Source organism: Photobacterium sp. TLY01 (assembly GCF_021432065.1).
In the GTDB taxonomy this organism is placed as follows: domain Bacteria; phylum Pseudomonadota; class Gammaproteobacteria; order Enterobacterales; family Vibrionaceae; genus Photobacterium; species Photobacterium halotolerans_A.
The window spans coordinates 491,494-514,917 of sequence record NZ_CP090365.1 but is presented as its reverse complement, the minus strand read 5'-3'; the positions used below and the strand labels follow the sequence as shown (position 1 = coordinate 514,917).

23 protein-coding genes are annotated in these 23,424 nt (G+C 51.8%); 10 read left to right on the top strand and 13 right to left on the bottom strand.

The window, feature by feature from the left end:
- Nucleotides 1–3: 3 nt before the first annotated feature.
- From LN341_RS17880 to LN341_RS17860, 5 genes are all read right to left on the bottom strand, one after another.
- On the bottom strand, nucleotides 4–960 hold the full coding sequence (locus LN341_RS17880) for an iron-siderophore ABC transporter substrate-binding protein (RefSeq protein WP_370643807.1): 957 nt from the start codon (nucleotides 958–960) through the stop codon (nucleotides 4–6).
- A 74-nt stretch (nucleotides 961–1,034) separates the two neighbouring features.
- A complete protein-coding gene (locus LN341_RS17875) occupies nucleotides 1,035–1,820 on the bottom strand; it encodes an ABC transporter ATP-binding protein (RefSeq protein ID WP_234206438.1) in 786 nt (261 codons plus the stop codon).
- A 65-nt stretch (nucleotides 1,821–1,885) separates the two neighbouring features.
- Nucleotides 1,886–2,668, bottom strand: a complete 783-nt coding sequence (locus LN341_RS17870; RefSeq protein ID WP_120512463.1) for a siderophore ferric iron reductase — start codon at nucleotides 2,666–2,668, stop codon at nucleotides 1,886–1,888.
- A 301-nt stretch (nucleotides 2,669–2,969) separates the two neighbouring features.
- Nucleotides 2,970–3,668: a hypothetical protein gene (locus LN341_RS17865; RefSeq protein ID WP_234206436.1), complete on the bottom strand. Its 699-nt coding sequence runs from the start codon at nucleotides 3,666–3,668 to the stop codon at nucleotides 2,970–2,972.
- A gap of 49 nt (nucleotides 3,669–3,717) precedes the next feature.
- On the bottom strand, nucleotides 3,718–4,635 hold the full coding sequence (locus tag LN341_RS17860) for a DUF808 domain-containing protein (protein WP_234206433.1): 918 nt from the start codon (nucleotides 4,633–4,635) through the stop codon (nucleotides 3,718–3,720).
- Between the two features lie 338 nt (nucleotides 4,636–4,973).
- On the opposite strand from LN341_RS17860, the gene LN341_RS17855 reads away from it, so the two are divergent.
- Genes LN341_RS17855 through LN341_RS17835 form a run of 5 tightly spaced genes read left to right on the top strand, consistent with a single transcriptional unit; the run spans nucleotide 4,974 to nucleotide 9,612 of the window.
- Nucleotides 4,974–6,092 carry a cytochrome c oxidase subunit II gene (locus tag LN341_RS17855; protein WP_046221757.1) on the top strand — a complete coding sequence of 373 codons (1,119 nt, stop codon included), beginning with the start codon at nucleotides 4,974–4,976 and terminating at the stop codon, nucleotides 6,090–6,092.
- 20 nt (nucleotides 6,093–6,112) lie between these two features.
- Nucleotides 6,113–7,873, top strand: coding sequence for a cytochrome c oxidase subunit I (gene ctaD / locus LN341_RS17850; RefSeq protein ID WP_234206431.1), 1,761 nt, complete (start codon nucleotides 6,113–6,115; stop codon nucleotides 7,871–7,873).
- The gene (locus tag LN341_RS17845; protein ID WP_046221759.1) at nucleotides 7,870–8,484 is read left to right on the top strand and encodes a cytochrome c oxidase subunit 3; all 615 of its coding nucleotides are present in this window, start codon (nucleotides 7,870–7,872) and stop codon (nucleotides 8,482–8,484) included. Before ctaD ends, LN341_RS17845 begins: the two co-directional genes overlap by 4 nt.
- A 33-nt stretch (nucleotides 8,485–8,517) precedes the next feature.
- Nucleotides 8,518–9,240 carry a heme-copper oxidase subunit III family protein gene (locus LN341_RS17840; protein WP_046221760.1) on the top strand — a complete coding sequence of 241 codons (723 nt, stop codon included), beginning with the start codon at nucleotides 8,518–8,520 and terminating at the stop codon, nucleotides 9,238–9,240.
- A gap of 27 nt (nucleotides 9,241–9,267) precedes the next feature.
- Complete coding sequence (locus LN341_RS17835; RefSeq protein ID WP_120512470.1) at nucleotides 9,268–9,612, top strand: cytochrome C oxidase subunit IV family protein; 345 nt, start codon at nucleotides 9,268–9,270, stop codon at nucleotides 9,610–9,612.
- Nucleotides 9,613–9,657: 45 nt separating this feature from the next.
- Here the strand turns inward: LN341_RS17835 and LN341_RS17830 are convergent, their stop codons facing one another.
- Entirely contained in the window at nucleotides 9,658–10,215 is a 558-nt protein-coding gene (locus LN341_RS17830) for a hypothetical protein (protein ID WP_046221762.1), read from the bottom strand.
- Nucleotides 10,216–10,448: 233 nt separating this feature from the next.
- Here LN341_RS17830 and LN341_RS17825 point away from each other — a divergent pair, with 233 nt between their 5' ends.
- Complete coding sequence (locus LN341_RS17825; RefSeq protein WP_046221763.1) at nucleotides 10,449–10,640, top strand: hypothetical protein; 192 nt, start codon at nucleotides 10,449–10,451, stop codon at nucleotides 10,638–10,640.
- 56 nt (nucleotides 10,641–10,696) lie between these two features.
- Here LN341_RS17825 and LN341_RS17820 read toward each other — a convergent pair whose 3' ends face one another.
- Nucleotides 10,697–10,984: a hypothetical protein gene (locus LN341_RS17820; RefSeq protein WP_234206429.1), complete on the bottom strand. Its 288-nt coding sequence runs from the start codon at nucleotides 10,982–10,984 to the stop codon at nucleotides 10,697–10,699.
- Between the two features lie 335 nt (nucleotides 10,985–11,319).
- Here LN341_RS17820 and LN341_RS17815 point away from each other — a divergent pair, with 335 nt between their 5' ends.
- Complete coding sequence (locus LN341_RS17815) at nucleotides 11,320–11,739, top strand: hypothetical protein (protein WP_046221765.1); 420 nt, start codon at nucleotides 11,320–11,322, stop codon at nucleotides 11,737–11,739.
- 81 nt (nucleotides 11,740–11,820) lie between these two features.
- Here LN341_RS17815 and LN341_RS17810 read toward each other — a convergent pair whose 3' ends face one another.
- The 3 genes from LN341_RS17810 to LN341_RS17800 all read right to left on the bottom strand — a co-directional run bounded on the left by LN341_RS17810 (nucleotide 11,821) and on the right by LN341_RS17800 (nucleotide 16,327).
- Nucleotides 11,821–13,608: a M28 family metallopeptidase gene (locus tag LN341_RS17810; RefSeq protein WP_234206427.1), complete on the bottom strand. Its 1,788-nt coding sequence runs from the start codon at nucleotides 13,606–13,608 to the stop codon at nucleotides 11,821–11,823.
- A gap of 366 nt (nucleotides 13,609–13,974) precedes the next feature.
- Nucleotides 13,975–14,691 (bottom strand): DUF2799 domain-containing protein, encoded by a 717-nt coding sequence (locus LN341_RS17805; RefSeq protein ID WP_234206425.1) that lies wholly within the window; start codon nucleotides 14,689–14,691, stop codon nucleotides 13,975–13,977.
- A gap of 370 nt (nucleotides 14,692–15,061) precedes the next feature.
- Nucleotides 15,062–16,327, bottom strand: a complete 1,266-nt coding sequence (locus tag LN341_RS17800; protein WP_046221768.1) for a D-amino acid dehydrogenase — start codon at nucleotides 16,325–16,327, stop codon at nucleotides 15,062–15,064.
- Nucleotides 16,328–16,527: 200 nt separating this feature from the next.
- On the opposite strand from LN341_RS17800, the gene LN341_RS17795 reads away from it, so the two are divergent.
- Entirely contained in the window at nucleotides 16,528–17,484 is a 957-nt protein-coding gene (locus LN341_RS17795; RefSeq protein ID WP_234206423.1) for a LysR substrate-binding domain-containing protein, read from the top strand.
- Here LN341_RS17795 and LN341_RS17790 read toward each other — a convergent pair.
- Together LN341_RS17790 and LN341_RS17785 are read right to left on the bottom strand one after the other, a co-directional pair.
- On the bottom strand, nucleotides 17,431–18,201 hold the full coding sequence (locus tag LN341_RS17790) for an ABC transporter permease (protein WP_234206421.1): 771 nt from the start codon (nucleotides 18,199–18,201) through the stop codon (nucleotides 17,431–17,433). The genes LN341_RS17795 and LN341_RS17790 overlap by 54 nt on opposite strands.
- Nucleotides 18,194–18,760, bottom strand: a complete 567-nt coding sequence (locus LN341_RS17785) for an ATP-binding cassette domain-containing protein (protein WP_370643784.1) — start codon at nucleotides 18,758–18,760, stop codon at nucleotides 18,194–18,196. Before LN341_RS17785 ends, LN341_RS17790 begins: the two co-directional genes overlap by 8 nt.
- A 263-nt stretch (nucleotides 18,761–19,023) precedes the next feature.
- Here LN341_RS17785 and LN341_RS17780 point away from each other — a divergent pair, with 263 nt between their 5' ends.
- Complete coding sequence (locus LN341_RS17780) at nucleotides 19,024–20,892, top strand: ABC transporter ATP-binding protein (protein WP_046221772.1); 1,869 nt, start codon at nucleotides 19,024–19,026, stop codon at nucleotides 20,890–20,892.
- Nucleotides 20,893–20,971: 79 nt separating this feature from the next.
- Here the strand turns inward: LN341_RS17780 and LN341_RS17775 are convergent, their stop codons facing one another.
- Entirely contained in the window at nucleotides 20,972–22,276 is a 1,305-nt protein-coding gene (locus tag LN341_RS17775) for a cytochrome c peroxidase (RefSeq protein WP_234206418.1), read from the bottom strand.
- 474 nt (nucleotides 22,277–22,750) lie between these two features.
- Here LN341_RS17775 and betI point away from each other — a divergent pair, with 474 nt between their 5' ends.
- Nucleotides 22,751–23,341, top strand: coding sequence for a transcriptional regulator BetI (gene betI, locus LN341_RS17770; protein ID WP_046221773.1), 591 nt, complete (start codon nucleotides 22,751–22,753; stop codon nucleotides 23,339–23,341).
- Nucleotides 23,342–23,424 lie beyond the last annotated feature (83 nt).

Genomic DNA, 23,424 nt, shown 5'->3' with positions numbered 1-23,424 from the left:
GAATCAGTCCTGCCCGCCCTTAACGGAGGCAACCACATCCTGATTCGGCGCAATCTCAAACAGGCTGTCAGCCATGGCTTCAGCGATATAGCGGATCGACATGGCCCCGCCATAGTTCCAGACAGAAGCGACGCTGTTGACGTGCCTGGCGCGGACAAAAGGCATGGCATTCCAGATAACCGAACGCTGCAACTGCTTCTCTTCATTGAAAGGCCTGAAGTAGAGCACGTAGCTGCTACCCGCTTTTTGCAGATCGGTCAGCCGTTTCTGCACAATGCCCCATTCGGTGGCAGGTAAAGGCATGGCCGGAGTCAGACCTAACTGCTCAAGCGCATAGTTAGTGGTGGAATTCTGGCCATAAATATACACTGAAGTCTGGTTGGCAAATCGCATCGCGACCACGCTGGGAGACTCACCATTAAACGCCTGATTAAGCTGACTTTTCAGCTCAGCAAAACGTTCAGACATGGCGGTGAGTTTCTGCTCAGCCAGTGCTTGCTGATTGAAAACAGTAGCCAGTTGGCGGAAGTTCGCAATGGCAGCTTCTGCACTGTTCAGCGACTGGCTGTAGGTTTCGTAGTACAACACAGGTGCCAGAGCTTCAAGGCGGGGGATCAGATCTTTTTGCGGTGAGGCGGCCAGAATCAGATCCGGTTTCAGCTCTGCAATTTTCTCCAGGTTCGGTTCAGTACGGGTGCCGATATCAGCGACCCCAGCCGGTACAGCCGGCTGAACTACCCATTCCTGATAGCCACTGATATTTGGCATACCAACAGGCGTGACATCCAGTTCCAGTACCTGTTCAGCCAGATCCCAGTTAAGGACAACCACACGCTGAGGTGGCTCAGCCAATGTGTGCTCACCTCTGCTGTCGGTGACAGTGATGTCGGCAAACACCTGGCCAGAGAACAGGCAAGCTGCCAAGGCAACCCCTTTACTCATTCGTGTCATCGGGGCCATTTCTTTCAACCATTTCTTCAACATAAAACGACAACTTCTCTGTTTTTCATGCAACTGCTATTCACAGACCACTGTTATTCACACACTACAGCGACTTTCTGACCCGTCAGATGTTTGGAATTAACCGGATGATCAATGAGTTTAATGTCCGTCTCATACAGTGCAGACAGTCTTGGCTCATCCAGTAAAACCTCTTTCGGGCCGGTGAAGGCAATGCGCCCTTGCTTCAGCGCCACCACGTGCGTGGCAAAACGCAGCGCCAGATTCAGATCATGCAAAATAACGATCACGCCGCAGCCTGTTTCACGATTCAGATCGGCCAGCAAAGACATCAGTTGGTACTGATGATGAATATCCAGTGCCGAGGTCGGCTCATCGAGGATCAGGACAGGCGATTGCTGTGCCAGCAGCATAGACACCCAGGCGCGCTGGCGTTCGCCCCCTGAGAGCTGGTCGGCCAGGTTGTCGGCAAAACGCAAAGTGCCGGTTTTATGCATGGCCGCTTCTATGAAAGCGACATCGTCTTTTTGCCAGCGACCGAATGTGCCACGCCAGGGGAAGCGGCCCAGTTTGACCAGTTCTCTGACCGTTAACCCGGCAACATCTGGCAGCTTTTGCGGCAGAAAAGCCACTTCTCGTGCCAACGCCTTGGCTGACAGCGCCGTCAGTGGCTGTTGGTTAAGCAAAATATCGCCTTCATCGGGCGCCATTTGTCCGGCAAGCAAATTCACCAGTGTTGATTTACCTGAGCCATTGTGGCCCAGCACCATGGTAAATGCCGCGCTGTCGATCGTGAGCTGATCGATACGCAAAATATCGCGTCCGCCACGGTGTACAAGGATATTGTTGAGTTCAAACATAATTTTTTCTTATTACGTAACCTGCTTGCTTGTGACCGGCGCATCGGCCTGTGGCACAACCAGGCTTACAGTTTATTTCTCGGGCAATTTTCGCAATAACTGCCATCATCACGCCGGTAATGCATACAGCAGCTCACCCGTAATTGCTGCCACTGACCATCGGTTTCTGAGCGGTACAGTGTCTCAATATGCTTGGCGGGAAGGCCAAGACTTTCCAGCCACCACGCGGCATGCTGAGGAACATCGTCCGCCGGCATCGTATCCGGCGACTCATTGTGATAGCGCAGTAAAACGGCCAGAACAGAATCTGCCAGTAACTGACGGGTAAAACCGGGACGAATACGGGTATGGCGCTCCATCTGCTCACGCAGATCGTCATACAGTTCGCCCAGCTCACGACCCGCACACTGAATAAGTGTCCGGGGATTGCCTTCACACCAGCTACTGTTCTGGCTGAAGCTGTAGCCTGCTACCCAACCCTGGTTGTTGTAGAGCTGGACGATACGGCTCAGTGGCGGTACGGCCTGCACACTGTATACACAGACAAAAGCCAGGTAGAGCGGCTGCCAGGTCAGCATCGACCAGCTGCGTGTCGTCCAGTAAGGCTGCCCCGCTTCCGGATAGTTCTGCTGCCAGTACTGATACAGGCTGGCCAGCAACTGATCGTTATTGCCATCACGCGTGATACAAAACAAGGTGTCTGGCGCGGAAACACCTTTCATTATGGGTATCAAACGCTCCGCATCATTGAACAGCCGAATCAGGTTTTCCGGCTGGACGGCACGCGCAATGGTGCCGGGGAAGCGGTTAGGTTCAGAACTCTGTTTTGTATTCAACGCTGTTGTCATCCATTCACCAAACTATCATGGACTCGCTTGCTGCATCTTGAGCAAACGCAAATTATTTCCAGGCCAATAACACTAGAATAAATAATAAGTATTATCATTCAAGTTTAATTATCTTTTTGGGGCAAATTCCTTTGTACTGCTTCGGTGTAATCACAGCAGCGTTGTCGTGACACTCTGGAAAGTAATGGGAAGAATAATAACAATTATTATCAAAATGATCAGTCAAAAAAATTCCACACTGACATTGCTGCGGTATTGACGGGATCAGAAATGAAAAAACCAGCCCTGAGGCTGGTTTTTATCAGGTTTTAGGGAGATCGCCCTGGAGGCTGTAGCGTTCTTGCAGTGTCTCGGTCGCAATCACTTCACCAGCGTCTGTCACCCGATCGCCTAGCTTCAGGGTGATGGTGGGAAGCTCAGTCTCGGCATCTTGGTTATCATGAAATAACGCCGGGAAATGACGGGTTTCTATCTCCACAGTTTTACCGTCAAGGCTGCCAAGCGCTGACAGGAGCTGTGCATCTACCGTCAATACTTGTATCTGACGCAACGACTGATAACTGTGGAATGACAACGTATCTGGCATCATGCCGTAGTCTTCGAACCATGCCGTTCTGGTCATCAGGTATTCGCGATATACGGCCCCGACCAAGGGTTGCATGTCACGTACCACAACACTTTCCTGAACAATCTCTTGCTGCGAAATCGCAACAGGCTTTCCGGCAGCATCTAACCCGTAGGTCGTAAGCATCCGGCCAATGTCATCACGGCTGGGCAACCGGGCATAAGCGATAGCATCCCGCCGCCACAGTTGGGCTGACTGTTCGAATGCATCAGCCAGCACCGAGGCGGTGTTCTGGGATGATACCGCTTCCGGAACGGTTGCAATTACCGGCTCGCTGCTGGCTGCTGCGATAGTAGGGAGAAGCAAAACCGCCAGCAAAGGCAGGCGGTTGAGCATCACAAAAGGTCTGCATCTTGGCTTTTTGGTCATCTTCATTCTTATACTTACATCTCAAGCTGACATCAGCATACCTTAAGTCAATGATTTATGCTGCCTGATTACCGCGCAAACGCTGCCAGGCGGAAACGACAGCCAGTACCAGCAGGCCCGCAACGATACCGACTACCATGTTGGTCATCATGGGCACCAGCCATGACGACCCGGGCAGAGCATGCAACCGCTCAGTTAACAATTCCAGCCAGTGATGCGAATCGGGAATGCTGTGAACCACTATGCCGCCACCGACCAAAAACATGGCAATAGTGCCGACAATAGCCAGAAACTTCATCAACTTAGGCGCAGCCGCGATCAACAGCTGACCAAAGCCGTGCAACAGACTTTTCTCCTGATGCTGTTTCACCAGATAAAAACCGCCATCGTCAAGTTTGACGATACCCGCCACCAGACCATAGACGCCCACGGTCATGGTGACAGCAATCAGACTGACCACCAGCAACTGCGTCATCAGGGACATGCCCTGAACCGTGCCTAGTGCAATCACAATGATTTCAGCTGACAGGATAAAATCGGTTCGGATGGCCCCTTTAATCTTGTTCTTTTCGTATTCCTCCAGATCCATGCCTTCTGGCAACTGGTCGTGATCCTTCAGCGCTTCTTCCGCATCATCATGGGTGAGTTTGTGAATGACTTTCTCAGCCCCTTCAAAACACAAAAACAAACCACCAATCAGCAGCAATGGCACAATGAGCCAAGGGGCAACGGCACTGATTAACAGCGCCGCCGGCACCAGGATCAGCTTATTTTTAAACGAACCTTTTGCCACCGCCCACACAACCGGAATTTCACGTTCCGCTCTGACCCCGGCCACCTGCTGGGCATTCAGGGCCAGATCGTCGCCGAGTACGCCTGCGGTTTTTCGGGCCGCGACTTTACTCATCACAGCGACATCATCAAGTACGGTTGCGATATCATCCAGCAAGGTTAACAAACTTGCACCAGCCACATCCCCTCCTCATTTTTGGGAAAGCTTAACTTATTGACTATCAGACGATTGTGCCTGAGTAACTTCTTTCATAGTAAGACATTTTTCAGTGAAACCCAGTTTTCTCATTTACGAACCGTCTGCTGAGAAACCCCGCAAAGCACTCGCACAGCATGATGATGTCCACTAAGCTTTTAATCAGTATGACTATCAGGCACAGCGACTTTGTCTTTTTTCTGACTGACCGCTGTGGATAAAGCCTTCGCTGCGCGGGCATCAATACCGTTTGACTTTCAGGGTTCGGGTTACCGATTTTTGTTCCTCTCATGGATGCGACCAATTTCGGTAGAAGGTGATATATGGCAATTGCCATTGCCCTGATCATTCTTGTCATTGCTTCCATTGCCTTTCATCTCTACAGCCCCTGGTGGCTGACGCCTGCGGCGTCGAACTGGGGGGAGATAGATGGTGCGTTGCATCTGACGCTCATCATTACCGGGGCGTTTTTTATCGTGCTGAATCTGGTGCTTGCCTGGCTGATCATTCGCTTCAGACACAAACCCGGCCGCCAGTCCCAGTTTCAGCCTGACAGCAAAAAACTCGAAGCCTGGCTAATCGGCATTACCTCAGTCGGCATTATTGCTTTACTGGCCCCGGGCTTAGTAGTGTACGGGCAATTTGTCAGCGTGCCGGATGAGGCACGGATTGTTGAAGTCGTCGGGGAACAATGGCGCTGGCGATTCCGTTTTCCTGGTGATGACGGACAACTGGGCAAAAGTGACACCCGGTTTGTGTCCAATACCAACCCATTAGGTATTGACCCGGATGATCCGGCCGGGGCAGATGACCGGATAATTCTGCTACCCGAACTGCACTTGCCCCTTTACGCACCCTATAAAGTGCTGCTGCGCTCCAAAGACGTTCTGCATGATTTCAACGTGCCCCAGTTCCGGGCAAAGATGGATCTGGTTCCCGGCACTGTCACCCATTTCTGGGTCAGGCCCACAGAACGAGGGCAGTTTGACATCCTTTGCGCTGAACTCTGTGGTGTCGGGCATTTCAATATGCGTGGACGCGTGGTCGTGGAAGACGAAGCAGAGTTTGGCAACTGGCTGGCCGCACAGCCGACGTTTGCCCAAACCCAGCGCCCCGCAGACACAAGTACCAGTGGTGAAGCCCTCTCCCAAGCCGATCTGATTGCGATGGGCGAAACCTTATCTCAGGTCAATGGCTGTATTGCCTGCCACAGCCACGACGGTAAACCCGGTGTCGGCCCGACCTGGCAGGGACTGTACGGCAATGTACGAACCCTGTCGGATGATACGCAGCTTCAGGCTGACAAGGCTTATCTGAAACGGTCAATCTTAGATGCAAAAGCCGAACTGGTAAAAGGCTATCCTGCAGTCATGCCTGCGTATACGTTTAATGATCAGGAAATCGATGCCCTGATCGCCTATATCCAGTCTCTGGCGCAGTAGTGCTCGCGACAGGAGGAGATATGACAGTACAGACTCACCAACACAGCGCCGGGTACTCACAATCGTTCTGGCGCAAGTATATCTGGAGTCAGGATCATAAGGTCATTGCCATTCAGTATTCTCTGACCGCTATTTTTATGGGTCTGATAGCCCTGGTCATGTCCTGGGTGATGCGCCTGCAACTGGGCTTTCCCGGCACCTTCGATTTCATTGATGCCAATAGCTATTATCAGGCGCTGACCATGCACGGCATGATCATGGTGGTTTACCTGCTGACGGCACTGTTTCTGGGCGGATTCGGGAACTATCTGATCCCGCTCATGGTGGGCGCCAGAGACATGGTGTTCCCTTTCCTGAACATGCTCAGTTTCTGGTTTTATCTGCTGGCCTCACTGATATTACTGGCCAGTTTCTTTGTGACCGGCGGTCCGACCGGCGCTGGCTGGACCCTCTATCCGCCACAGGCCATTTTGCCCGGTACCCCCGGTACCGACTGGGGCATCGTGCTGATGCTGATCTCGCTGGCGGTTTTTATCATCGCGGCCACCATGGGCGGGCTGAATTATGTCACCACTGTACTGCAGGCCCGGACCCGGGGGATGACGCTGCTGCGCATGCCACTGACTGTCTGGGGCATTTTTACGGCATCCGCTATGGCCTTGCTGGCATTCCCTGCCCTGTTTGTCAGTGCGGTGATGATGTTGTTCGATAAACTGCTCGGCACCAGTTTCTTCATGCCTGCGGTGATTTCTATGGGGCAGCTCACCGAGCACGGTGGCGGCAGCCCGATCCTGTTCCAGCACCTGTTCTGGTTTTTTGGTCATCCAGAAGTCTACATCGTTGCCTTACCTGCGTTTGGCATCGTGTCAGATCTCATCAGCATCCATGCCCGCAAGAACATCTTCGGCTACAAGATGATGGTGTGGGCGATTCTGGCCATCGGGATCCTGAGCTTTGTCGTTTGGGCGCACCACATGTATGTCAGCGGCATGAACCCGTACTTCGGCTTTTTCTTTGCCATCACCACCCTAGTGATCGCCGTACCGACCGCGATAAAAGTCTACAACTGGCTGTTTACGCTCTGGAAAGGCGATATTCATCTCACACTGCCGATGCTGTTCGCGCTGGCCTTCATCAGCACCTTTGTGATCGGCGGCTTAACCGGTTTATTTCTGGGCAATGTGGTGGTCGATATTCCCTTGTCGGACACCTATTTTGTGGTGGCCCATTTCCATATGGTGATGGGTGTCTCACCGATCCTGGCCATTTTCGGCGGGCTCTATCACTGGTATCCCAAAGTTACCGGCAGAATGCTGAACAACACCATGGGCCATATTCATTTCTGGTTCACATTCCTGGGAACCTACGCCATTTATTTCCCGATGCACTATCTGGGTGTGATGGGAATGCCAAGGCGCTATTTTGCCTGGGAAGATTACAGCTTTATTCCGGAATCTGCGCAGCACCTCAATGCCTTCATTACCGTTGCCGCCCTGATTGTCGGCGCGGCGCAATTGCTGTTTATCTTCAACCTGTACTGGAGCTGGCGTCATGAACAGGCTGTGGGCGGCAATCCCTGGCGTGCCACCTCACTGGAGTGGCAAACTCCGGACACGCCTCCTAAACACGGTAACTGGGGCGATGAGCTCCCTGTGGTGTATCGCTGGGCTTATGATTTCAGCGTGCCCGGCGCCAAACAAGATTACCTGCCGCAGAACCTGCCGCCCGACGATATCCCGATGGATGCGCCCGGCAGCGAAGCTGAGGAGTCCAAAACATGAGCCGTAAGCCTGTACTCACCACACTGGCGTCGGGCCACCTGAGTCCGGACCCGAATGCCCGCTACCAGCCAGCCAGTACCTACACGATCGCCTCGACCGGTTTGTGGGTACTCATGGGCGTGATTGCCGCCTTGTTTTTCCTGTTTACTGTGGCCTATTACATCCGCCACACACTGAGTGACTGGCAACCGCTCAACGAGCCATGGCAACTGATGCTGAGCAGCTTACTGCTGATACTGAGCTGTGTGGCCATGCACCTGGCCGGGCGCAAAGCCCGCCTGCTGCCGGCCCTTGCCGCCTGCAAGACAGAACTGATCATGGCGGTCTGTTTCACGCTCGGTTTTGTTCTCGTGCAGTTATGGGCCTGGCTGGCGCTGGTTCAGATCAATCAGGGCGTGCTGGCGAATCCGGCGAACAGCTTTTTTTATCTCCTGACTGGCCTGCATGCCCTGCACATTCTCGGTGGGGTACTGGCCCTGGGTATGCTGGTGTATCAGGTCTGGCAGGGGCAAAGGGACCACCTGCATGTATGGCTGCAGCTCTGCGCACGGTACTGGCATTTCCTGTTATTCATCTGGCTGTTTCTGCTGGGCTTACTGCGATTGACCTGATCCGCACAGCCAGCAGAACAAGAGGTTTTGATTATGAGTGACACCCAACCATCCCGGACGCCGACCCTGGGCAGTCAAACAGGCTGGACAGGCGTTGTCAGCGACTATGCCGGTGATCGGGCCGCATTTCGCGTCTCGGCAAACAAAACCATGATGTGGATTTTTCTGCTCAGCGACACCTTTGTGTTCGGCTGTTTCCTGGTGGGCTATATGTCGGTGCGTATGACCACAACTGAAATCTGGCCACCCACCAGTGAAGTCTTCGCCCTGACGATCGCTGGCCATTCCATTCCGCTGATCCTGATTGCCATTATGACCTTTGTGCTGATCACCAGCAGCGGCACCATGGCGATGGCCGTTAACTGCGGCTATCAGGGAAAACGCTGGTCCACCGCCTCACTGATGCTGATCACCGCGTTACTGGGACTAACCTTTGTCGGTATGCAGGCGTTCGAATGGAGCAAACTCATTGCTGAAGGGATCCGCCCGTGGGGAAATGAAGAAGGCGCCTCGCAATTTGGCGCCGCCTTTTTCATGATCACAGGGTTTCACGGCTTGCATGTCAGTGTGGGCGTGCTGTATCTGACGATCGTCGCTATTCGGGTCGCTCTGGGGAAATATGACAAGAAGCAAGTGGATCCCCATGCCGCCGGTATCCAGGGCGGCCGATACGAAATTGTTGAAATTACCGGACTGTACTGGCATTTCGTTGATTTGGTGTGGGTCTTTATCTTCGCCTTTTTTTATCTGTGGTAACTCAGGCAAACCGTCAAGGAGGCTATGATGGCAAACTCTGAACTCACGCATGATTCAGTCAAGCAGCAGCATCCAATCAGCCTGTATCTTAAAGTCTGGGGGCTGCTCTTTGTGCTCAGTACCCTTTCATATCTGGTCGACTATTTCCATTTACAGGGCATGTTACGGTGGAGCCTCATTCTGCTGTTTATGGCACTGAAGGCCGGACTGATTGCTGCCGTATTCATGCACATGCGCTGGGAAAGGCTCGCTCTGGTGTATACCATTTTCCTGCCGCCGTTAGTCCTGCTGGTTCTGGTAGGGCTGATGGCCAGCGAAGCAAACTATATTTTTGCCCTCAGAGAATGGTTTTTCAGTCTGCCGGGCGGATAATGACCCGGCAGAGCGCTTCTCAACACCAGAATCAGAACCAGATGATTAAGGCAGGGTTTTCATCATACGCTGCCATTTTTGCTGCATGGCAACCACCCAGTGCGGCGGTGATTTGCCGGTTCCGGCCGGTTTGAGTTTGTCGTGCGCCAGCGTAATACTGGCCAGCTGCAGTTCCTGCTCCGGCTCAACATCCACCATTAAGACATGCTTGCCGGATTTCAGGACGTTTTTAAACCGGCGGAACTGATAATGCAGCTCCTGGAAGCCAAACAATCCCCCTTCCCAGGTAATGAATCCCAAAATTGCAATCGCCAGTAAAATGAACGGTGCCCAGCCAACCGCATCCGTCACGCCCGATGCGTAAGCCGCAATTAAGATGCCCGCTGCGGCAATCGCCCCGATCACCGCGCCAATTTCAGTGGAGTGGACAACGTCATTGCGCATCACAGATTGCACCGGATGCAAATGCTTGTGGCTCGACACATCAGCATCTTTGTTACTGAGAACATGGATTTGCGGAGAAGTAAAACCACTCAGTTCCAACTCATGTTCCACCAGCTCAAGCTCATCCAGGTCATCACTGATATAAAAGACCCGTTTCATGTTTGCCTCCTGACAGGTAGCCAACAAAGAAAGTCTAATTTCAAAGGTTACTATCAGTTTACAAGCACTTTGCAGAACTTTTCGCCAGAGTTAAAACTAATTTTTCGCAATATTGTCAGATTATCCTGCCAGAAGTGGATTTTGGCAGGATCAGCAATCATTGACACCGGGCTAACACAAGCCTTGCGAAAATCATTTAGAGTGCCCGCTTTTCCCATTTGATGGCATGAATCATGAAATCATTCACTCTGTTTGGCTTACTGGCCGTCAGCTTGTCTCTGACCGGTTGCCAATTGACGCATGTTGAGGGCGAAGTAGACGGTGTCAACATCAAAGCCACCACCAATGGCGACTATGATGATCACCACCATGGCGGTAACGGCAGTTTCTGCCCGCCAGGACAAGCCAAAAAAGGCCGCTGTTAATTCAGCGGCTTATCCCACACCGGCAATATTCAGTGACTTGACCGAGATGATGGTGACTAGCTTTTACCTGTCAGCTTGCCTTTCAGCCATTGAAAAGCGTGGAGCAGCGTATAAAAGATGTTTGTTGACGCATTGTACTCTTCCAGATGATAGACATAGTTAGAGCGAAACTTTTTGACGGCTTCCTCCGGATTCTCTGCGTAAATCACATCATCCTCAACTTCAAATCCCTGCCGGAGCAATGCCTTTTTCTCTTCAATAAAGCTTGAAGATGACATATTCAGGTAAGTGAATTCTTTTCTCTCTGTATTGGGAACACAGAAAAACTGATATTTTTCAGACATTCATATTATCCATCGTGAGCTACACATAATCATTATTGCAAACGGACTGTATGGCATTTCAATCATGTCAAACAGGTTGATTATTCAATTCTTTGAAAACATTCACTGATTCAGGTGCAAGCCAATACCCATTGCACCGTCAAACAGAACCTAAAAAGCCACCATGCTCACCGCTGACACCAACGCCATAAGAAACAATTCCTTACATTTATAACCCCTTCATTCACCCGTATTTTGTGATCCATGCCAAACCCTGGACCATACTCAGGTAGTTCACAGACAACACAGCTTACTGCTCTTCAAATCAATCACATGACAAAAAACAGGAAGAACTGATGAAAACAATCGTTAAAAAATCACTGATGTTGACTCTGGCAATCGCATTTTTAGGGACAACGGCCGCAGCACATGCCGCCAACAGCGTAAAAGGCGCGAATCAGGATGTCTCTGAAGGCACAGTCACGGCGGCAATGATCGAATCCGATGCGAATGGCTGGCTGGTTGTGCATCGCACCAATAAAGAGATGAAGCCCGGACCTGTAGTGGGTTATGCGCCAGTCAAAAAAGGGATGAACCAGGATGTCGTCGCGATTCTCATGGAACCTGTCGACACCGGTGAAATGCTGATGCTGATGCTCCACGGTGAAGATGGCGGGATGAAAACCGGCGTGTTTGAATATACTCTGGGCGCGAAAGAAGATGGCCCGATCCGTGAAGACGGCAAGCTGGTGATGGATATTATTACGGCCCAATAACACTGCGTACAATCATGCTTTCACCAAAAAAACAGCCACGCAAATGCGTGGCTGTTTCTGTTCAGGGTGAATGGCTGATGATTACTGGCGATCCTGATCAAAGTCACCGTGGAAATGACCGTGATCCGAATGGCTCTCTGCGGCTTTCAGCTTCTCGCCGATACGCAGTTTCTGCGTTGGTTTCAGATCGCTCTGCATGCGCGTCATGGTTTTCGCGGCAGGTGCTTCCACTTCAGGGAACAGTGGTTTGCTGAACGCATAGTAAGTCGTGACATAGGCCAGCGCCTGGGTATTCACAAACAAGGCTTTCTGACTGACGTTGTTCAGATCATCACAGGCCTGGTGATAACATCTGTCGTAAGCCACATCAATTTCACCGCCAAACTGATCTACTTCTTCAGCGGTTTTCACTTTCTCAGCGCCGGTGAACAGGCCACCAAACGCTACGCCCCAATCGGCAAATCCGGCATAATCGGACCGTTTTGACAGCGCCTGAGGCACAGTGAATTCAGATTTGGCCGTAAAGAACTCATTGAATGTCGCTTCAATATCAGACGTACCATATGGCGGTTTGAAGTCACCGGTATAGGCATTGTCCGGGCTGTCTTTGGTATCCGACAAATCGCCGTCCATGACACCGAAGATGTAGTTTGGCGAACCAATCATGTCAAAGTTCAGATACAGCTTCACTTTGTTCAGCTTAGTGTAGCGAGCTTCGACCAGCTCAATCTGTTCTTCTGTCAACTGGCTGGGATCTTCCAGACCCAGCTCTGCCAGAATCTCGTTCTGAGCCTGATCATAGATAGGGGCAAACAACTCGTTGGTGTAATACTCAGAGCCGACTAAGCCTGCTTCCTCTGCCGCCCACCAGGCGAAGCGGACTTTGTTCTTCACCGGCGCTCTGGTGTCAGCCAGGGTCACTGCATATTCCAGCAAACCCGCTGTCCCTGAACCGTTATCATTGATACCAGGACCTTCCGGGACAGAATCCAGGTGCGCCCCCAGCATCACCACCTGATTCGGATTACCGCGTCTGGTTTCCGCAATCACGTTCTGGGTCACAACCATTTCATCTTTCACATCCACAGCAAGTACCACGGGGACTGTCTGAGTCTGGCTGGCATCAAACCACTGTTTGGCAATGTCGAACCGGGCACCAAAGGCCGGTACAGTCGCCGCTGTATCGCTGCCCAGCGTCCCATTCACCACAGCCTTGCGGCCTTCATCATTACCCTGGTTGAAGACGATCACCGCTTTCGCACCGGCATTTTGCGCATGCTCCACCTTCGTGGTGAAGTTACAGCCACCCCGCTGAATCACAGCCACTTTTCCGGCGATCGGTTTACCGTCAAAATCAGCAGCTTCACAGCCATCGGTATCATCGTAATTCGGGCTGTCAAAATTGAAATCCGGCGTCACAAAGACAAGATCACCCGTGAGCTCGCCATTCGAGTTGCCCGAATAGGACATCACTGCATAGTCTGCTTCAACACCTTCACCGGCTTCACGCGTACTAATCAGATCGGTGCCGTCAACATTGAGTTTTGTGCCGGCCAGCTCTTCCCATGCGCGGAAATCAAACTCCTGCGTCGACACTTTATAGCCATGCTCTTTCATCACTTCGATGATGTAATCAACCGAGTACTGGTATCCGTCTGAGCCGGCAGCACGGGTCACAGAGCTGCCATCGGATGTCGGCGTGGCACGTGCTTCCAGTTCGACCAAATGCTCGACCACATCTTCATGTTCGATTTCGCTACTGACGTAAGCCGCTGCTTCTTTCGGGTCATCCCAATAACAGCCGGTCAACATGGTTGAGCTGATGAGCGTGGCGAGAAGCGTCTTTTTTGTTGTAATGCATACTTGCATGTGTGACTCCTTGTGTGTTGTTCGCCCACACATTGTTGACGAAACACAAGGTTACAAGAATGTTAAATTCAAATTGTTTTGTCAGATCCCGGCAGACCTCAAAATATGCGCACAGATGATATGCAACAATAATTAAAGTTTTAACTCAAGATCACATGACTGACTTCAAGAAAACACTAGCACTAGTGATAAAGCTATTAATTTAAGCTGCTTTTCTGACGAAAAGCAGACATTAAATTCATTCAAACGAAATTCAGCGATAATAAGCACCAAGGCAATGACGTGTTATCTGAAAGGTCACATACTGCGCTCTGACATACACGGGCATGACAACATGCTTGATAGTGAAAAGCCACTCAGTCACATTCAAAATAAATCAGCAATGTTTTTGATATTCTGAATCGTATTTTCAGTGGTAGACAGGGTCTCGTAGTATTTGCGCTGATTGTTCAGACTGGCAAGACGTTGATTCAGCGCTGCCTTCTGCGCTTGAGGCAGTTTATCCGAGGTCAACTGGTGATGAATCTGACCTATTTCTCTGTCAATCTTATGAACGGCAAGTTCATATTCAAAACGATTCACGTCGAACTCCGCACGTTCCATCCGCGACTTGGCCGATTTCAGCTCAGCTTTAAACGTTTTCCTGTCATCACTGGATAAGGTGTCCTCTTCCAGCTTCGCTTGATAACTACTCACACTGCTTTCGGCTGCGCTGAATCTGGATTGCGCTTGTGCCAGATTATAGTAAGGGGTATAGCCCGACAGAAAATCTCTGGCTAAATCAGCCGGACAGACATTGTCATAACTTGCATTGGACTGACCCACCAGCGTGCCATTTTCGTAAGTACAGTATGTGGTTAATCCTTCGCGGCGACCTTCCTGGTAGGATTTCAGATCCACAGATACGCCATATTCAGCACATTCTTCACTGTAAATGGCCGAGTAATTCTTTTTCCCCTTCTGACCATCGGCCAATCCTATCTGATACCAATCACCCAGCCGGCATTCTTCTTCACTGATGGAAGAACAGCCCGACAAGGCCAGCATCATTGCCACAGCTGGCATCACAAATCGTTTATGCATTGATTCAAATATCCCTGTTTCACAGTACGCCACTCGCTTTCCCCTGACACTCTTTCCCAGAAACAGAGCGGCGCACTGCCTTTATTTGTTAATTTTAATAACCCGGTGACGCCAGGATTTCCTGCGCCTCAAGGTGATAAAGCCCGTAAAGATACAGTACAACTGATGTCATATCAAAGCTTTACCAGAGGCGAATTAAAATGACTGAGATGAATTGGAAACTGACGCTGAAGCACTCATGCGCCAGGACAGCAAGGCGTAGAAGGGGAAACCTGTGGCGGTCCCTGAGCAGGAAAAGATGAAGCTTAATGAAGAGGGAGGAAGAGGAAATATCCCGGTCAGGTGCTGACAGCCTGACCGGGTAAAAACATTAACCTGCAGTGTGCAGATAGCGGTGAATCGATAAGCCGTCTGTATCGATATCCGTGTCTTTGCCACTGACAATATCGGCCAGCAGGCGACCCGAGCCACAGGCCATGGTCCACCCCAGCGTGCCATGCCCGGTATTGGTGTAAAGATTATCGAAAGGCGTTTTCCCGATCACCGGGGTGCCATCCGGTGTCATTGGCCGCAGGCCCGTCCAGTACTCCGCCTGGTTCAGATCGCCGCCGTCAGGGAACAAATCATTGACCACCATCGCAATGGTTTCTTTGCGTTGCTCAGTCAGATGCAGATTGAAACCGGCCAGCTCAGCTGTGCCGGCGACACGAATACGGTTATCGAACCGTGTCATGGCGACTTTATAGGTTTCATCAATCACGGTCGATACAGGGGCGCCATCGCTGTCTTTCAGCGGCATGGTCAGCGAATACCCTTTGACCGGGTAAACGGGTAACTGCATGCCCAGAGATCCCAGCATGGCTGTTGAGTAACTGCCTAGCGCCACGACATAAGCATCCGCTTTGAACTCGCCTTTGTCGGTATCGACAGCCACAATGCGCCCCGCTTCATGGCGCAGCCCTTTAATCTGAGTCTCAAACATAAAAGTGACACCGGCCTGCTCGGCCAGAGCTGTCAGTTGCTGACAGAATTTATAGCAATCGCCGGTTTCATCATCCGGCAACCGCAGACCACCCGCCACTTTCTCCTGCACTTTCGCCAGCGCAGGCTCTGCAGCAATACATCCGGCCACGTCGAGCAATTCAAAGCGGATACCGCTTTCTTCCAGTACCTGAATATCTTTACCGACAGCGTCAAGCTGCGCCTGAGTCCGTAACAATTGCAAGGTGCCTTGCTGACGGCCTTCATACTGCAAATCATGCTGCTGACGCAACTCAATCAGACTTTCCCGGCTGTAATTTGCAACCCGTAACATACGGGCCTTATTGCGTTGATAGCTGACATAATTGCAATTGGCCAGCATCTTACCCATCCAGCTGTACAAATCCGGCGATAACGACGGTTTGATTTTTAATGGCGCATGTTTTTGGACCAGCCACTTTATAGCTTTTGCCGGAATGCCCGGCGCTGCCCACGGTGAAGAGTAGCCGTAGGAAATCTGCCCGGCATTCGCAAAACTGGTTTCTTCCGCGCTGCGGGATTGACGGTCGATCACCGTCACCTGATGCCCGTTCTGCGCCAGATACCAGGCTGACGTCAACCCGACAACACCGCTTCCTAATACAATGACTTCCATACGTTTCTCGCTTCGCTGTGGCTGATACCGGTGGGAAAGTGATCAAGGTACTCTCCGCACCTGAATAAAAGCGCAGATTGCGGGATTTACATCGCCTTAACAATCGATAATTATTAACACCAGCGTATAGTTTTTCTATAAGCTCATCGTTAAAGCCTAGCTGACAGAACATGTCAGCGCGACCCGAAGAGATAGAGAAGATGTCAGTCATAAAGGGCAACCTGCTGGCGGCGCTGGCTACGTTTGATGTTGCCGCCAGAACCACCAGCTTTACCGGTGCAGCCAGTCGGTTACATATCACAACCGGTGCGGTCAGCCAGCAAATACGTCAGCTGGAGCAACAGCTTGGCTTCCCGGTATTTCAACGTCATGCCAGAGGGATCACGCTGACCGAGCCTGGCCTGCGGTTGCATCAGGTTGTCAGCCAGAGCCTGACTGATATTGCCGAGGTTATTCGGGAGCTTCAGACTGAGCCCCAGCCCGAAGGGGAAATTCGCCTCAGGCTGACCCCTTCTTTTGCCTTTAAATGGCTGGTACCCAGATTGCATGATTTCTATCAGCACTTCCCGGATATTAATATCCAAACCTTTGCCGATGGCGCGCTGGTCGACAGCCGGGATACAGATTGCGATTTAGTGATTGATTACCGCCGCCATGAAGAAATTAAAGATGACGGCAAAACCAGCCTGCTGATGGCAGAATCCCTGCTGCCGGTCATGAGCCCTGACTATCAGGCAAAGTTTGACTGGTTGCATCCGCAGGCCTGGCACCAGGTGACGTTACTGCATGATGCCATGCCGTGGCGCAATGCGGAGCGGGATACCGAGTGGCGCTACTGGTTTCACAGCATGCATATCCAGGCCGACAGCCGGCGCGGCCACTTTTTTAACCGGACAGACATGGCGATGGCAGCAGCCGAAGCCGGGCTGGGCGTTGCCATGGCGCGGCAGGCATTGATAGGTGATGATGTCAAAAAAGGCCGTTTAGTGTCTCCGTTTGCCCCCCTGCAGGCCAATGCCGGTTATTACCTGATTAGCCATCGCCATTCCGCGGCCATCGACTGTTTTGTGCAATGGCTCAGAGCACAGATAAATTCGATGTCGCTAGAGCACGAACTGGCCATAGCGGTTGAAGGCAAACCGGCTCATCATGCCTAAGGTGGCCGCAACACTCACAGAGACGGCAACCAGAATGGCAATCATGATCGCCAGTTGATACTTCACTGCCAGCACAGGCTCTGTGCCACCAAGGATCTGACCTGTCATCATCCCCGGCAAGGCCACGATTCCCAGTGTGCTCATACTGGCTAGCTGCGGCAGTAGAGCCGCTTTGACCGCTTCTCGCTGAAACGGCTGAACAGGATGCGGCGCGCCCATCGCCAGATAAAACTGGTACTCGTTATTTTTCTCTTTCAGGCTGGTATACCAGCGCTCCAGCGCCAGCACATTGGCGGTCAGGGCATTGCCGAGAATCATGCCGGCGACTGGGATCAGATATTGCGCCTGCCACCAGGGTTCAGCATGAATCAAACCGACCAGCATGGGTGGCAGCACCACCAGCAAGCACACCAGCAAGCCAGTGATCACGGCCAGTGTCGCTTTTCCGAGCGCAATCCCCGCGCGGCGGCAGATACTGAAACCTGCCACGGTCACCATGATCCCCAGCCATAACAGATTCAGCCCGAGATGCTGGAAATTAAACAGGGTTTGCAGATACAAACCCACCACAGCCAGCTGCAAGGTCATTCGGAGCACAGCAGTGACGGTTGACTTGCTCAGCCCCAATTGCCAGCGGTAAAACAACGCCAGCGGCACCAGCAGCAACAGATAAAACCCGGCCAGCGACAGATTTGAAATCGCTACAGCATCATTCATCACGCCCTCCCAGTTCAATCTGATATTCTGCCGATGCCAGCCAGTGAGGATCATGGGACACAGAGACACACGTCAGTGGCTGTAACGCCAGCTGGGCCATCACCTGATCACGGCTGGTCCTGTCCAGCGCCGAGGTTGGCTCGTCCAGCAACCAGACGGGCCGATCCATCAACAGCGCCCGGGCAATGGCCACCCGTTGCTTTTCGCCGCCGGACAACTCGCTCACCGCTTTTTCCAGATCATGCTCAATATCCAGTGACAACAGCACATCCACACAGCGTTGATCGTCGGGCATCTCGTCTTTCAGGGCTTTCAGGGCCCATGGCAGCCGCAAGGCATCCACCACCGATTCGCCCCCCATCACTGGCGTTTGCGGTAAATAGCAGAATTGCTGACGCCACCAGCGCAAATTAGCGGCGCTGATTTCCTGCCCCTGCCACAGAAAATGGCCTGAACTGGCCGGTTGTAAACCAGCCAGTACCTGTAACAAACTCGTTTTTCCGCTGCCTGAGCGGCCGGAAAGGGCAAGGTGTTTGCCTGCGGGCAAACTTACTGTCAATGCCTGCTCCTGGGATGTTTCATATCCCGACCGCAACATGTTTATCTTTAACTCAACCTGACTGTCAGACATTCTGTTCGCCTATTCACACCGGACATCTAAAATTGATGCATCATTATGGTCAGATTCTGATAAAATATTGCCGTTATTTCTGACACATTAAAGAGCACTCAAACAGTAAACAGTGTTCAGCCGTATTGCTTACGGCCATCCTTTAAGGCTATCGCCTATTGCGTCACATGCACAATTGGAATCAATAATTTATGTTTAAATTCTTTGAGAAACTGACGGCGCCTTTCCCGGACGAAACGCCTCAGCAGCCCCCGGGCAGTCTGCTGGCATTTTGCCGCTACTATACACGTGGTTTCGGTTGGCCTTTATTGGCAATGTCTGTTCTCAGCGCCTGTATTGCCATTGTTGAAGTTACTTTATTAGGCTTCATGGGTCAGCTGGTCGACCTGCTGGCTCAACACTCACCTGATACTTTTCTGGCTGAAGAGAGCGGAAAACTCTGGATGATGGGTCTGCTGATTGTGGTGGTGATCCCCTTCCTCGCGTTCACGCACTCAATGATCATGCACCAGACCCTGCTGGGGAATTATCCGATGTCGATCCGCTGGCTGGCACACCGTTATCTGCTGCGCCAGAGCGTCTCGTTTTATCAGGATGATTTTGCCGGACGTCTGGCGACCAAAGTGATGCAAACCTCACTGGCCGTCAGAGAAACCGTGATGAAAATGGTGGATGTGCTGGTGTACATCAGTGTCTATTTCACCGCCATGATTGTCATGATGGGCAGCGCAGATTTCGTTCTGATGCTGCCGATTCTGGTCTGGCTGATGGCCTATGTCGGTATTCAGTTCTACTTTGTACCGAAAATGAAAGCGATCGCCACTGAGCAGGCAGACGCCCGTTCCATGATGACCGGTCGTATTGTCGACAGCTATACCAATATCACCACGGTGAAACTGTTCTCGCACACCAACCGTGAAACCGAATATGCCGAAGAAAGCATGCAGGGTTTTCTGGATACGGTCTACCGTCAGATGCGCCTGGCCACCAAATTCATTTTGAGTGTCGATGCCATTAACTACCTGCTGCTGTTCGTGATTGCTGCTGTCTCGATTGGGCTGTGGATGAACAGTGCCGTGACTGTGGGTGTAATTGCCGTGGCGATCAGTATTGCGCTGCGCGTGCAGGGCATGTCGAAATGGATCATGTGGGAAATCGGTGCGCTGTTTGAAAACATCGGGACAGTGGTCGACGGCATGAAAACTCTGTCGAAACCGGTATCGATAGAAGACAAAGTCGATGCGCAACCGCTTGAGGTGACTCAGGGCAGCATTGAATTCGATAACATCAGCTTCCACTATGGCGAGAAAGATAAAGGTGTGATTGAACAGCTGAACCTGCAGATCAAACCTGGTGAAAAAGTGGGTGTGGTCGGCCGCTCCGGCGCCGGTAAGTCGACCCTGGTCAACCTGCTGATGCGTTTCCACGATCTGGAATCCGGAGCCATCCGCATTGATGGCCAGAACATCGCCGATGTCACGCAAGATTCACTGCGCGGCAATATCGGGATGATCACCCAGGATACGTCGCTGCTACACCGTTCGATTCGTGAAAACATCCTTTACGGCCGACCGGATGCCACAGAAGAAGAGCTGCTGGCGGCGACCCGTCAGGCGCACGCCCATGAGTTCGTCGAAACCCTGACCGATCCGCACGGCAATGTCGGCTACGATGCGCAGGTCGGCGAGCGCGGTGTGAAACTGTCCGGCGGTCAGCGCCAGCGCATTGCCATTTCTCGCGTGCTGCTGAAAGACGCGCCGATTCTGGTAATGGACGAAGCGACCTCAGCCCTGGACTCAGAAGTCGAAGCCGCGATTCAGGAAAGCCTGTACCAGCTGATGGAAGGCAAAACGGTGATTGCGATTGCCCACCGACTGTCTACCATTGCAGCCATGGATCGCCTGATCGTCATCGACCAGGGCCAGATTGTTGAGCAAGGCAGCCATCAGGAACTGCTGAATAAAAATGGCATTTATGCCCATCTGTGGGCGCACCAGACCGGCGGCTTTATCGCCTGTGATCTGGAAGAAAGCCAGCCAGAAGCAGAAATGGCCAAGTAACCCGATCCTCATCTCAAACAGACAAAACCAGCCTTCGGGCTGGTTTTTTTATGCTGATTCAAGCGTGTGTCAGTGAATGTCACTCACCGCTCGTTCCTGTTTCCTCCGGCGGGAAAGGATCACTGAAGATTGGATTACTCAGAAAACCATCATCGGTCAGAGTTTCAAGGAAGGCCACCAGGGCTTCTTTGTCGGCCTGGGTTAATCCCATTCGAACAGCGCGTCCGGAGCGATCTCTCAGGTCGGGGCTGAGGTTAGCGTGGTTATTGATACCGCTGTTGTAGAACTCAATCACAGACATCAAATCAGGCAAATGCCCGTCATGGAAATAAGGGGCACCGACGGCAATATTACGCAGCGAGCCTGTTTTGAAGAATCCGGCCAGGTTGCCGCCCACGCCCTGATCCGGATCATTATTCGTGACCGAACCATTGTTGTGGTTTCTGTCCAGCACAAAGGCGGTGGTGGTGTGGCAATCAATACAATTCAGGCTATCAAACAAATCCAGTCCGCGAAGTTCCTGCTCGGTGAGCACAGGTGTCGGGTCGTTGTTTAATTCGGCCTGAACCGCCTGATCAAACTTGGACTCATAACTCACCATGGCCCGCATAAACTGAGACATCGCAAAGGAAATTCGCTGGCTGGTGATCGCCTCATCGCCGAACGCCTCGGTAAACAACTGGCCGTAAAAACTGGTCTGGCCCAGCTTGGTTTCGAGATCGAACAGGTTCATGCCCATTTCAACCGGATCCTGAATCGGCATCAGCGCCTGAACTTCTAACGTCGCCGCCCGTTCATCCCAGAAGAATCGGCCGGGATCATAATAACGTGAATTGGTCAGTCCCATTGAATGACGCCCGGTATGGCCACCTTCAAATCCTGTACTCAGTTGCGCCGGATCAGTAAAACCATGTTCCTGCTGATGGCAGGAGGCACAAGACACAGTGTTATTGGCCGATAAACGCACATCATAAAACAAGATCCGACCCAACTTGGCGACAGGGTTGCTCAACTCGTTATCATTGGGCGTATTGTCTTCCGTCGCCACGCTGGTAAAGCGAATGTTGTTAAATTCGGTGCTGGACAGGCTGGTGTAATAACCGGGCTGACCTGCCACATAGGTTTCAAAATCCGGACTGGTCTCGGTATCGGGCAATGGCAGCCCATCAATATCCACTCTGGGTTCCGGTTCCGGATCAGGATCACCGTTGCCGGGAGGTTGGCCATCACCGGAACCGTCACCCACATCAGGGCTGTTTACTGGCGAACCGTCGCCCCCCGGTATCACTGTTGAGGGCTGGTCGTTTACCGGTTCATCGTCATCATTACATCCCGCAAGTGCTGTGATTGCCACAGCCAGCAAAAAGACATGTGAATACTTCATGGTCACACCTCTGCCTAACCACTGCATTTGTTGTTATTCGTCGAGGAATCCGGCGGTGTAGGCCCCGCCTAATGAAAACAGTAGCAGTTGAGTGGGCGCGAGGTTTTCTGAATAGTAAGACTCCAAGTCCGGCAGATTGGCCCATTGCCGTCAGGATAGCCCGGTCTCATCGCACCCAAAAGTCCAAGGCGATCTGCTGACGCAGAACAGTCTGCGATGTTCATAAAGTGAGAACACGGACAATTTCCTTGCAAACACGAAAGATTTGACGGCAAACCAAATCCCAATAAAAACAAAATTAACCTATGACAAAGAACAAAAACAACCAAACAAAAACAACAACTTAAACTAAAATCACCCTCCAAATAATCACACAACTAAACATTACAACACTAAACATTTTTTGACTTAGATCATCGGATGTGTCATTTTATTTTTAATTAACCGTTCAATTAAAAACATTGGTGACTGATCATGCCCAAAGTAGGAATGCCGGAAATCCGCAAACCACAACTGGTGGAAGCCACTATGGCAGCCATAGATGAAGTGGGGCTGGCAGGAGCCAGTGTGGCGTTGATCAGCCGAAAAGCCGGTGTATCACCGGGCATCATCAATCATTACTTTGGCGGCAAGCACGGTCTGCTGGAAGAGACCATGCGCTCCGTGCTGCGCCAGCTTTCCCATACCGTGATCGAGCATCTGGCGAGTGTCGACAAAAATGATGTGCCGGGCCGGATCAAAGCCATTGTCGCCGGTAATTTCGACAGCTATCAGGTCGACAACAAGGTGGTGAAAACCTGGCTGTCGTTCTGGGCGCAGGCCATGCATGACCCGCAACTGCACCGCTTGCAACGGGTGAACGAAAAACGCCTGTTATCCCATCTTCGCCATGAATTAAAACAAGTGCTGCCTGCCGACAAGGCCCAGTTTGTTGCCCAGGGCACAGCCGCACTGATTGACGGTATCTGGCTGCGGGGGGCATTGACCCCGGGCGGAATCAGCCCGACACAAGCGCAGTCGATCATTACCGATTATCTGGAAAAGCAACTGGCACCCTATTTGTAACACCGGGTTGAAACGTCAGCATTTTCCGAACCACAGACACAATTTCATTCTCGCGGCTGATGAAACCCTATCCGCCACGACAC

Coding starts and splice junctions, on each gene's coding strand:
- LN341_RS17845 (WP_046221759.1), top strand. CDS start 7,870: ATGAGCCGTAAGCCTGTACTCACCACACTGGCGTCGGGCCACCTGAGT.
- LN341_RS17830 (WP_046221762.1), bottom strand. CDS start 10,215: ATGAAACGGGTCTTTTATATCAGTGATGACCTGGATGAGCTTGAGCTG.
- LN341_RS17820 (WP_234206429.1), bottom strand. CDS start 10,984: ATGTCTGAAAAATATCAGTTTTTCTGTGTTCCCAATACAGAGAGAAAA.
- LN341_RS17790 (WP_234206421.1), bottom strand. CDS start 18,201: ATGAATGATGCTGTAGCGATTTCAAATCTGTCGCTGGCCGGGTTTTAT.
- LN341_RS17780 (WP_046221772.1), top strand. CDS start 19,024: ATGTTTAAATTCTTTGAGAAACTGACGGCGCCTTTCCCGGACGAAACG.
- LN341_RS17835 (WP_120512470.1), top strand. CDS start 9,268: ATGGCAAACTCTGAACTCACGCATGATTCAGTCAAGCAGCAGCATCCA.
- LN341_RS17815 (WP_046221765.1), top strand. CDS start 11,320: ATGAAAACAATCGTTAAAAAATCACTGATGTTGACTCTGGCAATCGCA.
- LN341_RS17865 (WP_234206436.1), bottom strand. CDS start 3,668: ATGAAGATGACCAAAAAGCCAAGATGCAGACCTTTTGTGATGCTCAAC.
- betI (WP_046221773.1), top strand. CDS start 22,751: ATGCCCAAAGTAGGAATGCCGGAAATCCGCAAACCACAACTGGTGGAA.
- LN341_RS17810 (WP_234206427.1), bottom strand. CDS start 13,608: ATGCAAGTATGCATTACAACAAAAAAGACGCTTCTCGCCACGCTCATC.
- LN341_RS17855 (WP_046221757.1), top strand. CDS start 4,974: ATGGCAATTGCCATTGCCCTGATCATTCTTGTCATTGCTTCCATTGCC.
- LN341_RS17805 (WP_234206425.1), bottom strand. CDS start 14,691: ATGCATAAACGATTTGTGATGCCAGCTGTGGCAATGATGCTGGCCTTG.
- LN341_RS17775 (WP_234206418.1), bottom strand. CDS start 22,276: ATGAAGTATTCACATGTCTTTTTGCTGGCTGTGGCAATCACAGCACTT.
- LN341_RS17875 (WP_234206438.1), bottom strand. CDS start 1,820: ATGTTTGAACTCAACAATATCCTTGTACACCGTGGCGGACGCGATATT.
- LN341_RS17800 (WP_046221768.1), bottom strand. CDS start 16,327: ATGGAAGTCATTGTATTAGGAAGCGGTGTTGTCGGGTTGACGTCAGCC.
- LN341_RS17825 (WP_046221763.1), top strand. CDS start 10,449: ATGAAATCATTCACTCTGTTTGGCTTACTGGCCGTCAGCTTGTCTCTG.
- LN341_RS17870 (WP_120512463.1), bottom strand. CDS start 2,668: ATGACAACAGCGTTGAATACAAAACAGAGTTCTGAACCTAACCGCTTC.
- LN341_RS17880 (WP_370643807.1), bottom strand. CDS start 960: ATGGCCCCGATGACACGAATGAGTAAAGGGGTTGCCTTGGCAGCTTGC.
- LN341_RS17795 (WP_234206423.1), top strand. CDS start 16,528: ATGTCAGTCATAAAGGGCAACCTGCTGGCGGCGCTGGCTACGTTTGAT.
- LN341_RS17840 (WP_046221760.1), top strand. CDS start 8,518: ATGAGTGACACCCAACCATCCCGGACGCCGACCCTGGGCAGTCAAACA.
- ctaD (WP_234206431.1), top strand. CDS start 6,113: ATGACAGTACAGACTCACCAACACAGCGCCGGGTACTCACAATCGTTC.